This is a genomic window from Nocardia amamiensis (assembly GCF_015477605.1).
Classification (GTDB): Bacteria; Actinomycetota; Actinomycetes; order Mycobacteriales; family Mycobacteriaceae; genus Nocardia; species Nocardia amamiensis_A.
In genome coordinates this window covers 117,320-129,311 of sequence record NZ_JADLQX010000020.1, presented here as the reverse complement: position 1 = coordinate 129,311, position 11,992 = coordinate 117,320, and the positions used below count along the sequence as shown (strand labels likewise).

At 68.1% G+C, this 11,992-nt stretch carries 13 protein-coding genes; 6 read left to right on the top strand and 7 right to left on the bottom strand.

The window, feature by feature from the left end:
- The first annotated feature begins 17 nt into the window (after positions 1–17).
- The 3 genes from IU459_RS25015 (at position 18) to IU459_RS25005 (ending at position 3,739) form a co-directional block, all read left to right on the top strand.
- Entirely contained in the window at positions 18–938 is a 921-nt protein-coding gene (locus IU459_RS25015; RefSeq protein ID WP_195132004.1) for an aldo/keto reductase, read from the top strand.
- A 102-nt stretch (positions 939–1,040) separates the two neighbouring features.
- Entirely contained in the window at positions 1,041–2,405 is a 1,365-nt protein-coding gene (locus IU459_RS25010; RefSeq protein ID WP_195132003.1) for a wax ester/triacylglycerol synthase domain-containing protein, read from the top strand.
- Positions 2,406–2,539: 134 nt separating this feature from the next.
- Entirely contained in the window at positions 2,540–3,739 is a 1,200-nt protein-coding gene (locus tag IU459_RS25005) for a DUF885 domain-containing protein (RefSeq protein ID WP_195132002.1), read from the top strand.
- 408 nt (positions 3,740–4,147) lie between these two features.
- Here IU459_RS25005 and IU459_RS25000 read toward each other — a convergent pair whose 3' ends face one another.
- Positions 4,148–4,606, bottom strand: coding sequence for a PaaI family thioesterase (locus IU459_RS25000; protein ID WP_440446528.1), 459 nt, complete (start codon positions 4,604–4,606; stop codon positions 4,148–4,150).
- A gap of 93 nt (positions 4,607–4,699) precedes the next feature.
- Between IU459_RS25000 and IU459_RS24995 the strand changes: the two genes are divergently transcribed.
- The 3 genes from IU459_RS24995 to IU459_RS40530 all read left to right on the top strand — a co-directional run bounded on the left by IU459_RS24995 (position 4,700) and on the right by IU459_RS40530 (position 7,068).
- Positions 4,700–5,278 (top strand): TetR/AcrR family transcriptional regulator, encoded by a 579-nt coding sequence (locus tag IU459_RS24995; protein ID WP_195132001.1) that lies wholly within the window; start codon positions 4,700–4,702, stop codon positions 5,276–5,278.
- A 262-nt stretch (positions 5,279–5,540) separates the two neighbouring features.
- Positions 5,541–6,836, top strand: a complete 1,296-nt coding sequence (gene glyA / locus IU459_RS24990; protein ID WP_195132000.1) for a serine hydroxymethyltransferase — start codon at positions 5,541–5,543, stop codon at positions 6,834–6,836.
- Positions 6,837–6,882: 46 nt separating this feature from the next.
- Positions 6,883–7,068 carry a hypothetical protein gene (locus IU459_RS40530; RefSeq protein WP_195131999.1) on the top strand — a complete coding sequence of 62 codons (186 nt, stop codon included), beginning with the start codon at positions 6,883–6,885 and terminating at the stop codon, positions 7,066–7,068.
- Between the two features lie 26 nt (positions 7,069–7,094).
- Here the strand turns inward: IU459_RS40530 and IU459_RS24980 are convergent, their stop codons facing one another.
- The 6 genes from IU459_RS24980 to IU459_RS24955 form a co-directional block, all read right to left on the bottom strand.
- The gene (locus IU459_RS24980) at positions 7,095–7,535 is read right to left on the bottom strand and encodes a nuclear transport factor 2 family protein (RefSeq protein ID WP_195131998.1); all 441 of its coding nucleotides are present in this window, start codon (positions 7,533–7,535) and stop codon (positions 7,095–7,097) included.
- A gap of 35 nt (positions 7,536–7,570) precedes the next feature.
- A complete protein-coding gene (locus IU459_RS24975) occupies positions 7,571–8,308 on the bottom strand; it encodes an ESX secretion-associated protein EspG (RefSeq protein WP_195131997.1) in 738 nt (245 codons plus the stop codon).
- Entirely contained in the window at positions 8,308–9,498 is a 1,191-nt protein-coding gene (locus IU459_RS24970; protein ID WP_195131996.1) for a PPE domain-containing protein, read from the bottom strand. The genes IU459_RS24975 and IU459_RS24970 overlap by 1 nt, the downstream gene beginning before the upstream one ends.
- A 17-nt stretch (positions 9,499–9,515) precedes the next feature.
- Positions 9,516–10,109 carry a DUF3558 domain-containing protein gene (locus IU459_RS24965; protein WP_228838459.1) on the bottom strand — a complete coding sequence of 198 codons (594 nt, stop codon included), beginning with the start codon at positions 10,107–10,109 and terminating at the stop codon, positions 9,516–9,518.
- Positions 10,106–10,492 carry a hypothetical protein gene (locus IU459_RS24960; protein ID WP_195131995.1) on the bottom strand — a complete coding sequence of 129 codons (387 nt, stop codon included), beginning with the start codon at positions 10,490–10,492 and terminating at the stop codon, positions 10,106–10,108. The genes IU459_RS24965 and IU459_RS24960 overlap by 4 nt, the downstream gene beginning before the upstream one ends.
- A gap of 200 nt (positions 10,493–10,692) precedes the next feature.
- Positions 10,693–11,889 carry an FAD-dependent monooxygenase gene (locus IU459_RS24955; RefSeq protein WP_195131994.1) on the bottom strand — a complete coding sequence of 399 codons (1,197 nt, stop codon included), beginning with the start codon at positions 11,887–11,889 and terminating at the stop codon, positions 10,693–10,695.
- Positions 11,890–11,992: the final 103 nt, after the last annotated feature.

Genomic DNA, 11,992 nt, shown 5'->3' with positions numbered 1-11,992 from the left:
CCATTCGGAAGGAAAGCATGACCACACAAGCCGAGTCACGTCCCGCCGCCGCCTCGGGCACCTTCGCCCTCGGCGGCGACCTCCCGGTCCATCGTCTGGGCTACGGCGCGATGCAGATCACCGGTGAGGGCGTATGGGGCGACCCGAAGGATCCGGATGAGGCGGTGCGCGTCCTGCGCCGCGCCGTGGAGCTCGGTGTCACCTTCATCGACACTGCGGATTCCTACGGTCCTTTCGTCAGCGAAATGCTGATCCGTAAGGCACTGCATCCGTACGCCGACGACGTGGTCATCGCGACCAAGGGCGGCCTGACCCGGCCGGGACCCGGTGACTGGCGCCCCGTCGGCCGCCCCGAATACCTGCGCCAACAGCTGGAACTGAGCTTGCGCCACCTCGGTCTGGACCGCATCGATCTGTATCAGCTGCACCGGATCGACCCGAAGGTGCCGCTCGCCGACCAACTCGGTGAACTGGCGCTGCTGCGCCAAGAAGGCAAGATCCGGCACATCGGCCTCTCCCAGGTGACCGTCGCCCAGCTCGAGCAGGCCCGCAAGATCGTCGACATCGTCTCGGTGCAGAACCTGTACAACCTGGCCACCCGGGACTCGGAGGACCTGCTCGAGTACGCGGAGGCGAACGACATCGCCTTCATCCCGTGGTTCCCCATGGCCACCGGTGAGCTGGCCCGTCCGGGTGGTGTCCTGGACACCTTCGCGCGCGAGGACGCGAGCCCGTCCCAGCTCGCGCTCGCCTGGTTGCTGCGTCACTCTCCGGTCCTGCTGCCCATCCCCGGCACCTCCAGCGTGGCGCATCTGGAGGAGAACATCGCGGCCGCCACCATCTCGCTCACCGACGCGGAATACGCCGCCCTGTCCGAGGTCAGCGCTCCCGCACCGCGTGCTCGCCGCTTCCGGTTGCCGAAGCTGAGCCGCAACTGATCGAACAGCTCGCCCGGCGCGCCCTGATCGCCCATAGCGACAGGTGATTTCGGCCGTCCGGCGATAGAGTGCGGCAAATCCGACACCGACGAGAGCAGCAGGATGCGCGAATCACAGCTGGTGGCCAATGATGCCTCCTATTACTACTTCGTCGGCTCGGGGCGGGTCACCGACTGGCCGATGTGGTGGGTGTTCGACAGCGAGACCGGTGCGCCGCCGGACGCCGCCGACATCGCCCGCCACCTCGGCGAACGCGCCGAAGTGCTGGAACCGCTGCGCCGCCGGATTCACGACGTGCCGGGCGGGCTCGCGCATCCGTTCTGGGGTGTCGACGACAGTCCGATAGACAGTCACGTCGTCGTCTACGCGGCGGACCTGGACTGGGCGGGGTGTCTCGACCAGGTCGGGAGCATTCTGGAGCGACCGCTCGATGCTCGGGTCAGCGCATGGCGACTGCACGTATTCCCCAGCGTGTCCGGCATACCGACGGTGAGCGGCGTGGGCACCGTGGTGCTGATGCATGTCAGTCACGCGCTCATGGCGGGCCCGGCCATGACGTCGCTGTCGGAAGCGTTGTTCGCGCCGGCGCCCGCGCCGGTGCGGATCGAGGGGCAAGGGCCCGCCGCGAAACGCCTGGGCCTGCGTCTCGGACTCGCCGCCGTGGGAGGCGCGTTGCGGTGGCCGTTCCAGGTGCTGCGTTTCAACGCGCGGGTCGGGGCCGAGAACCGGCGCATCGCCCGAGACGGCGACGACAGCGGGCCGAGCACGCCACCGCGCAGCCGGACGGTGCTCAACCAGCGGATCGGTCCGGGACGCGTTATGCGGACATTCCCGTTGGAATTGCGGGACGTTCGGGCATCCGGAATCACCGTGACGTCCGTCGGCCTGACCGCGATCTCCCGCGCCATGCAGCGTTATCTCGAAAAGCAGGACGCGTGCCCGGACGATCTCGCGGCGTTCGTGACCATCGCGGTGCCCGATGCACCGGTGATGGGTGTCAATCACGTGGGCGCCGACGTGGTGGACCTGTACCCGGGAGAACCCGACCTCGCCAGTCGCGCGCGGGCCGTCGACGCCACGCTGCGGGTGCGTCGCCATTCGGCCTCCAGCCGCCGCGAGCTCGCTCGACTGGAGCTGGTGGACCTGCTCCCGAGTCGCGTGTACCGGGCGCGGTTCGGCACGCTCCCGCCCGCCGAGGCGCCCGCCGTCGCGCATACGATCTTGACCAGCATCAAGTGCGAGCCGACCGCCGAATGGTCGTTGCTGGGCAAGCCTTTTCGCTTCGCGGGCATGCTGCCACCGGTTTACCCGGACATCGGCTTGGCGCATTCGTTCGTCGGTGTACGCGACAGCTTCACCGTCTCCGTCGCGTGTGATCCGGAGATCGTCCCCGACCTCGACGATTACAGCGACATCCTGCGGGAATCGTTCCACGAAATCGCCGCCGCCCTCAGCGACTCGGACTGACGATCGGCTGTCCAGCGCGTCATGCACTGGGCGGCTACTCGGTTGGAGGAGGGGGTTCCGGCGGCGGCTTTCCAGTCACCAGCACCAGAGGCCCGTACTGTGACTGCCCGCCTTTCGCGCTAATGTCGGCTGACATGGAAGCGCATCCGCTCGTCACCGAATACCTGCGGCTCGGCCTCGCCTTCGATCGGCTCGAGGAAGGGTTCGTCGACGCCTACACGGGCGATCCCGCGCTGCGCCGCGCGGTGGATAACGCGCCGGCGCCGCAGCCGCGCGAGCTGGCCCGCCGCGCCGCCGAGTTGCGCGACGCGGTACCGGATGCCGGGTTGTCGCCGCAGCGCGCGGAGTTCCTCGACGTGCATCTGCGCGCGCTGGAATGCTCCGGCCGCAAGTTCGCCGGAGACGAGATCGGGTTCGTCGAGGAGGTCCGGGCGTATTTCGACGTCGACATCGCCCCCGGCGACGTGGCCCACTACCGCGACGCGCACCGGCAGATGGACGAGGTGCTGGCGGGGGACGGCCCCCTGGCCGAACGAATGGCCGCGCATCGCAAGGCCGACGAGATCCCACCGGAGCGCCTGTCGGTCTGCGTCGAGGCGTTTTCCAGCGCATTGCGCGAGCTGGTCCGCGCCCGTTACCCGCTGCCCGACCACGAGCATGTCACGTATGAGGTGGTCGGGGACAAGCCCTGGTCCGGATTCAACTACTACTTGGGGAACTACCACTCACGGGTCGCGATCAATTCCGACCTCAAACAGCACATGGCACACCTGCCGCAGCTGATCGCGCACGAGTCGTATCCGGGGCACCACACCGAGCACTGCCGCAAGGAGGCCGGGCTGGTCGCCGACGGGCAGGCCGAGCAGACGCTGTTCCTGGTGAACACGCCGCAGTGCCTGATGGCGGAAGGTCTGGCCGACCTGGCGTTGCGCTCCATCGTGGGGCCGGGCTGGGGGAAGTGGGCGCAGGAGATCTACGCCGACCTCGGCCTGCGCTTCGACGGCGAACGGGCCGAACGGCTTTCGAACGCCTCGGCCAAGCTGCTCGGCGTCCGGCAGGACGCCGCGCTGCTGCTGCACGATCGGGGGCGTACCCACGACGAGGTGGCCGAGTTCTTGCAGACCTGGAGTCTGGTGACGCCGGACCGGGCGCGGCAGTCGCTGCGGTTCCTGTCCTCGCCGCTGTGGCGGGCCTACATCTCCACCTATGTGGAGGGATATCGACTGCTGGGCGGCTGGCTGGATCGCGCGATCGACGCCGACGACCGGTCCGACCGTTTCCGCAGGCTGCTCGACGAACCGCTCACGCCGGGCGCGGTGCGCGCCGCGGCCTGAACGAACGACGCGGCTTGTGGTCCCGCGCGAGCCACAAGCCGTTTCGGAGTCACTGGATTACGGCACAGCCCTGTCCGCCGGCCGAGATGCTGCACAGCAGCAGCGAAAGGGTGCGCAGCAGCGCCTCGATGGGAGAGTTGGGCACCGAAACCAAGCCGACCATGGTCGTTCCTCCACTGGGTGGTCCTGAATAGCTGTCACCAGGGAAACCGCTCGGGCCGCCGCTACTCGTTACTGTTCGTCGTGCCCCATGAATTGGGGTCCCCGAGCTCGGGGGAACCGTCATCTCGGCGTTTCGCGTGGCCGATCGCGGCTCAGGCGTACGTGATGCGCACCGAATCGCTTTGTTTTCCAGTGCTTTCCTGGTCCGTACCGCGTGTGACTCGGGATCCGATGATTCTCCTCGGGTCAGCGGTCACCGCGGAAGATGACACAGGTGGTGGTGGCGTGCGCGACCAAGCGGCCCTTCTCGTCCACCACCCGGCCCTCGGCGGTCGCGGTGCTGCGGCCGACGTGGATGGTGATGCCGGTGGCGGTGAGCCGCTGTCCGTCGGTGGGGACGGAACGGATGTAGTTGATCTTCAGTTCGAGCGTGCTGTAGCCGACGCCCGCTTCCAGCGTGCTGTGCACCGCGCAACCCATCACCGAGTCCAGCAGCGTGGCGCAGATGCCGCCGTGCGTGGTGCCGAGCGGGTTGGCGAAATCGGGCCGGGTGCGCAGCGCGAAGACCACCTTGCCGTGTTCGAGTTCGTCGACCTCCATGCCGAGCAGGTCACCGATGAACGGCGGGCGATCCGCCCTGGTCATCGCGACCCGCAGGAGGTCGAGACCGGACAGCTGAGCCGGGTCGGCCGTGGCTTCGGACATCAATCCCATCCTTCCGGTGAACCGATCGGTCCACATCTGTCATGATTGCAACATGGACCGATCGGTTCACGCAACCGTGAGCAAGGAATCCACATGACCGCCGGGCCGCGGGCCAGGCTGATCGACAGCGCCATCGAGCTGGTTCGCGAACAGGGCGTGCACGCCGCGGGACTTGCGGCTCTACTGGAGCGGAGCAACGCCTCGCGCAACTCGCTCTACCAGCACTTTCCCTCGGGAAAGAGCGAGCTGGTCGAGGCGGCGACCCGCGTCGCGGGCGACCGGATCGGCGTGGTGATCGACAAGATCACGGCCGCGCCCCCGCGGCACTGGTTCGGGTCGCTGCTCGGCTGGTGGGTCACCGCGCTGGAGAAGACCGACTACCGCGCCGGGTGCCCGGTCGTCGGCGCGGCCCTCGCCGAGTCCGAGCCGCGTGTGCAGGCCGCCGCGGGCGCGGTCTTCGCCGACTGGCACGAGCGGCTGGGCGCGGCGCTGACCGCGGCGGGCCTGTCCGCGGAGGAGGCGCGGTCGTTGAGCAGTTTCGCGTTCAGCGCGATGGAAGGCGCCATTGTGCAGGCGCGGGCGATGAAATCCACGCAGCCACTGGAAGACGCGCAGCGATACCTCACCACACTGCTGGAGAACTACCTGCCCGCAGACGGCGAATCGCCCTGAGGGCACGCCGCGCTGGAGACGCGGCGCCGCGGTTCGGGCTGGGGCGGACCGCCGGTCGGACAGTGGGCGCTTGGTTTTCGTTGTCGCCGCGGTGCTGCCCGCCGCGTCGTTCGCGCGTGGTTCATGTACCCGGTCGGTGTCGGGTTCGTGGCCGTCTCTGGCGTGTCGCACGTCACGCCTGGACAGCGGGCGGACCCTCGCGGACCGGGAGGGGGTGAACCCCGTGCTCGGGAGCCCGGCCCTGGGCCCATAGACTGAGTCCGTGACGCAGACGACCGCCTCTGTCAATTCCCAGTCTCTCGGTGAGCTCGATCCGGAGCTCGCTGCCGCGATGGCAGGCGAGCTCGCCCGCGAACGCGACACCCTGGAGATGATCGCCTCCGAGAACTTCGTGCCGCGCGCGGTGCTGCAGGCGCAGGGCAGCGTGCTCACCAACAAGTACGCCGAGGGCTATCCGGGCCGGCGCTACTACGGCGGCTGCGAGCACGTCGACGTGGTGGAGACCCTGGCGCGCGACCGCGTCAAGGAACTGTTCGGCGCCGAATTCGCCAATGTGCAGCCGCATTCCGGCGCGCAGGCGAACGCCGCGGTGCTCATGGCGCTGATGGACCCGGGCGACAAGCTGCTCGGCCTCGACCTCGCGCACGGCGGTCACCTCACCCACGGCATGCGCCTGAACTTCTCCGGCAAGCTCTACGAGGTGCACTCCTACGGGGTGAGCAAGGAAGACCACCGCGTCGACATGGACGAGGTGCGCGACATCGCCCTGCAGGCGCGTCCGAAGGTGATCGTGGCCGGCTGGTCGGCCTACCCGCGCCACCAGGACTTCGCGGCCTTCCGCTCGATCGCCGACGAGGTGGGCGCCTACCTGTGGGTGGACATGGCGCACTTCGCCGGCCTGGTCGCCGCCGGGCTGCACCCCTCGCCGGTGCCCTACGCCGACGTGGTGTCCTCGACCGTGCACAAGACGCTCGGCGGCCCGCGCTCCGGCCTGATCCTGGCCAAGCAGGAGTACGCCAAGAAGCTGAACAGCTCGGTCTTCCCCGGCCAGCAGGGCGGGCCGCTCATGCACGCCATCGCCGCCAAGGCCGTCGCCTTCAAGATCGCCGCGACCGAGGAGTTCCGCAACCGCCAGGAGCGAACCCTGTCGGGCGCGAAGATCCTCGCCGAGCGCCTCACCGCCGCCGACGTCAAGGACAAGGGCATCAGCGTGCTCACCGGCGGCACCGACGTGCACCTGGTGCTGGTCGACCTGCGCAACTCCGAACTCGACGGTCAGCAGGGCGAAGACCTGCTGCACGAGATCGGTATCACGGTGAACCGCAACGCCGTTCCGTTCGACCCGCGTCCGCCGATGGTCACCTCGGGCCTGCGCATCGGCACCGCGGCCTTGGCCACCCGCGGCTTCGGCGACACCGAATTCGCCGAGGTCGCCGACATCATCGCCAGCGCGCTGGCCGGTACCGCGGACCTGGACTCGCTGCGGGCCCGGGTGGGCAAGCTGGCCAAGGACGTTCCGCTGTACGACGGTCTGGAGGACTGGCGCCTGCTCGGCTGACCGGACTCGCTTCGCACATCCGGTGGTCGCGCAGGTGCCGTCGCACGTGCGCGACAACGCCGCTTCGGCGCGGCGGCGGGGGGCTGTGCCACGTCGCCGCGTGCGGGTGGACGCATATCACGAGCACGGCCTCAACGCCTGGAGGCTGAGTGCGGTCGCGTTGATCGCCGCCGGGGCGGGCGCGCGGCTGATCCTGTCCATCGGTGCGCGAAGCGGAATCGGTGGGCACTGATGCGGCACGAAATGCACGGGTGATTATCAGGAACCCGGGAGTTCGATGCCTTTGGCGGCGGCGAGTTCGGTCAGCTTCCGCATTTCGTCGATCGAAACCGCGACGTAGACGCGCAGCACGCCGTCATTGTCGCGGCGCAGCAGGTATTCGTAGTCGCTATCGGTGAGCAATTCGCCCGCCTGATCGAAGAAATGCCAGCGGACGCGCAACCGTGTGATGCGCTCGGTGAGCTCGACCTGTCCAAGCAAGGTATGGTCGACCGCCGCGAGCCCCAATGCTCGGTAGAAGGGATAGGACTGCCGCAGTCCCTGCGCCATATCCGCGCGGGAAGACAGCGAGCCGACGAATCCGTCGCTCACGATCGTGCCCGGCGTTCCCCACAGCGCGGCCGAGCGTTCGGCGTCGAACGAGCTCAACGCCTGCTGATACTCGTCCAGAAATGCTTCGATTTCGTCCCGAGTTCGCATAGCCCCAAACTACGAGCCCGGTCGGCGATCCGGAACTACCGATCGATGCGGGCTTTGGCGCGCACGATCGCCTCGTCCAGGTAGCGGGCGATATCCCCGCTGGTACCGGGGCGGATCATCAGCGCGCGGTTGGCCGGGACCTCGCAATAGCGGCCGTCGGGCGTGTCGATCCAGCGCAGGCGGCCGGTGCGCAGCGGTTCCGCGTTGCGCGGACCCAGCAGCACGACGGCGGTGCCACGCGTGGTGCACGACTGGCGCCAGAACCGCCGGTAGCGTTCCTTGACCTGACTGGCGGGCGCGCTGCCGGTCAGATCGGGGCGATCGTCGTTGAGATCGTCGAGCAGAAAGCTCTTCTCCCCCGTGGTCCCGGCCGGGGTGTCCGGCAGCAGGCGCACCATTTCGGTGGCGAGCTGGTCGGTTCGACAGCGGCGCAACCGGACTCGGCCGCCGTCCGGCCCGGGGGATTGCTCGGCGAGCACACCCGAGCCGGTGCGGGTGCCGCACGCGACCGCGCGCAGCTCGATGCCGTCGCGGGTGTTGTCGTAGCCGGCCAACTCGATGCGCCAATCGGGCTTGGCCAGCGTGGTGATCGCCGTGCGCAGCGGCAGCCGGTCGTCACGTCCCAGCTCGGCGCGGAACTGCTGCTGGTAAGCCTGGTACTCGTGCAAGCCGGGAAAGCGGCTGGTGAACCGGAACGGGAACGGCATACGGTCCAGGCCGGTGCCGAACCACGCCGCGGCGAACTGCTCGGCCGACAGTGTCCACCGCGCCATCATTGCTCTCCGAAGACCGGCGGCACCGTCGGCTTCACCTCGCCGAGCAGTTCTTTCGCGTGCTCTTCGGTGCGCAGGTACTTCGGCGATTTGTGCTCGTCGTCGTCCGCGCGACGGCCGCGCATTCCGGGCGGGATCATGCCCGAGTATCCCGAGACGCCGGGCGCGCCGGGGCGCCCCGGCGCGGCGGCTGGTGCCGTCGACGCTGCGGGGGCGGTGGGCGGCGCGGCGCGGGAGGTTCCCTGTCGCGGTTGGTTGTCGCTGTCCCCGGTGACAGTCGGCCGACCGAACGGACCGGGCGTGCCCGGCCTGCTCGGCGTGGCGCCGAATGAGGTCGGAGTGACTGTGGCGGGCGCCGTCGGCAATGGCGTGGCGGACACGATCGGGGTGCCGAGGCCGGATGCTGGAGACCTCGTGGTCGACGCCGCCGCGGTCGACGGCCCGATGTCCTGAGTCTGGGAAACGGTCTGGGCAGCAACCGTTTCCGGAGCGGCGTCGGATATCGGCTGCGCCTGATCATCCGGGTTCGTTTCCGCCTCGGAGCCGCCCGTGGCGCCGCTGTTCTCGGAAGGGCGCGTGTCCGCGGAGGAGGCGGTGTCGCTGGTGCCGGTACCGTTCGACAGCGCCTGCGGGCTGACGCTCGTACCGATCCCGGTGCCGTTTCCGGCCTCCACACCCGATGCGGCCGCGGTGGGCCCGATGGGTGGGGGAAGGGTGGGGATGCCCGGCGCGGTGGTCCCGTACGGCTGGATGTACTGGGTGTTCATTTCGTCGCGGGCTTGTTCTTCCCGCGAGTTGCGCTGCTGTGGGTCGGCCGGATTACCGGAGGTGTCCAGCACGTCCGGCACCGATGCCTTGAATTTCGCCGCCGCGTTCGCCGCCGCCGACAGCGGCCCGCTCTGCGCGCCCAATGCCTCACCGAATTCCCCCACGCGCGCCGCGTAGTCCCGCACGGCACGGGCCGCGCTCTCCGCCGCCGCGCCCTCCCAATGCTGTTCCACCGCTTTCTTGATCGCGGTTTCGAACTCCTGCCCAGCATTCGTCACCGCCGCCGCGATACCCGCCCATGCGTCGAACGCACCGCTGAGTTCGGCCGGGTTCATCCCGTCGGCCGCCTGCTTGATCTCGGCGTGCGAGAAACTATGCGCGTTCTCCGGATTGGTGATCGCTCGGCCATCGGTCTGTCTCATGATCGGTCCCCCGGTGTTCAACTGCCCGAAGGCAGCAGCGGTGCGACTGTCTGGGCGATGTCGGTGGCGTTGTCACACGGCGACAGCTTGCGTGGGTGCTTTCCACTCGGATCGTCGACGAGGATGTAGAGCGAGCCGCCTTGCATCTCGACGTTGACGGTGCAGCCGCCTGGCACATCGGGACGAGCCTCGTAGCGCAGTGCTTTTCGACTACCGACGGAGATATCCGCCGCCGAAGGGAACTTCTCCCTCACCTGGTCGAGCGTCCCATTGGTTGTTTCGATAGTGAGGCCGTAACCGGCTCGAGCGACATACCGGCAGCCCTTCCAGCTGATGCTGCCCGTGCTGTTCTGCTTCGGCGCGGGCGGCATCGCATCCCATTGGTGTTCGGCCAAGAACCGCGGTGTCAGGGCGGTGCAGGGATCGAAAGGATTCTGCGTGCCTGCCTGGGCGGTGGAGTTCGCGCTGGTGGTAGCGGCACCGGGTGGTGGTGTGGATGTGGTCGTCTGGGACCACTCGGGGTCGTCTCCACAACCGGCGAGCAGTACTGCCGATATCACTGCCGCGCAACCACCCTGCAACCAACGTGTTCTGTGCTCGATGACGGTCATACGCTGAGTTCCCTCATCTTGGCCGCGAACTCGGCGTCGGTGCGTTGGTAGGTATCGCTGATGGACTTGAACAGTGCGCGGATCTCCTCGGCGACCGTGATGTAGTCGCTCAGGGTGTCGTAGGCGTTGTTCGGACCTCCGAAGGCTTTCTCCCGAAAAAGCCCGACCAGTTCAACCGCCGACGTCAGGCGCGGATTGTCCTCACCCAACCCCCAGGCCGCCTTCTCGCCGAGATCCCGCGCGTCAGCTCGTGCGCCGGTGAGCTGATTGATCAACTCCTGGCACGCCCGGTCGATCTCGATGAACCCCTGCGGATCCATTCGCACCTGCAACGCCCCGGTTTTCGCAGCCTCGATGTAACCGGGAAACGGACTGTCCACCATTGCCGCCCCTTCCGTCAGTGCTGTCTGACCTTATAGACGCGTCCCATCCCGCTCCGGTTCCATCGAAACACAACGGACTGCGCGGGTCGACGCCCCGCGGGACTCGGCGTCGGCGATACCGCCCTCGCGAACTGCGGTTCTGTGTCGAGCAACCCGGCCAGCGGTGGAGTCGGATCGATGTCAAGGCGGGTGACGAGTTGTCAGCTCGCGTCCCGCGCGCCGACGAGAGCGGGGTAGTCCTGCAGGTCGATGTCGTTGGCCGCGTTGTCGCCGTACTTCGCCATCAGGCCGAACAACCGAGATCCGAGGAACCAGTTGCGCATTCTGATGCCGAGCGCGGTCTTCGGCGCCAGGAAGGGGCCGACGTTGCTGTTGCCCGCGATCTTCGCGTACCGCTTCATGATCTCGTCATAGCGCGCGAAGGCCACCTTGTGATCGCCGTCGGCCAGCGCCAATTCGCCCGCGATGACGTACGCGCCGACCACGGCGAGCCCGGTGCCGAAGCCGCCCAGCGTGTTTCCGTATGCGGAGTCGCCGACCAGCGCGACGCGTCCTTTGGTGTAGCGGCCCGCCATGCGGACCTGGCTGATCGAGTCCAGGTATACGTCGTCGAAGTCGGCCAGCTCCGCGAGCATCCGCGGCACTTCCCATTTCACGTCGGCGTAGGCCTCCGTCAGAATGCGCCGCTGGGTGGCGCTGTCGTCGCGGGCGTAGTCGAGTTCGTCGGACGCGAACATGTACATCTGCTGCGCCTTCGGACCGCCCGTGATGGCGAGCCGCCCGGGAGCGTTGTGGGCATAGGCGGTCGCTCGTTCCCGCGGTCCGGCCGTCTTCGTGCTCCACGGGCTCGCGCCTGCGACGCCGTAGTAGTAACCCAGGTACTTCACGAAGTCCCGCTCCGGACCGAAAGTCAGCGCTCGGACCCGGGAATGGATGCCGTCTGCTCCGAAGACGAGATCGAAGGTGCGCGCGGGCGCGTGCTCGAACTCGACGTGCACGCCGTCCGCGGTCTCGCCGAGCGCGGCGATCGAATCACCGAACAGGTATTCGCAGTGGTCGGCGGTACGCCGGTAGACGATCTCCGACAGGTCGCCGCGCAGGATCTCCACGTCGCCGCCGGTGAAATCGCCCGACATCAGGGCGAGCCGGGTGCCGCGGTCGTCGACGAACACGGTGTCGGTGGTGCCGGTCCTGCGCTCTTCGACGTCGTCCAGGATGCCCATCCGCTCCAGGACGGTGCGGTGGGTGCGGCCTTTGAAGTCGACGGCCTGTCCGCCGGGACGCAAGGCGGGAGCCCGCTCTACGACGGTTACGGCGAATCCGTAGCGATTCAGCCAGTACGCCAGCGCGGGCCCGGCGATGCTGGCGCCGGAGATGAGGACGGTGGTGTTGCGCACGGAAGTCTCCTCTGCAATCTGCGTCCGAGAGAAACTGTATCCGCCGGACGCGAATCAGCGTATGGTAGACACAATTTCTCGTCAAGGCGTTATCCGGAAGGAT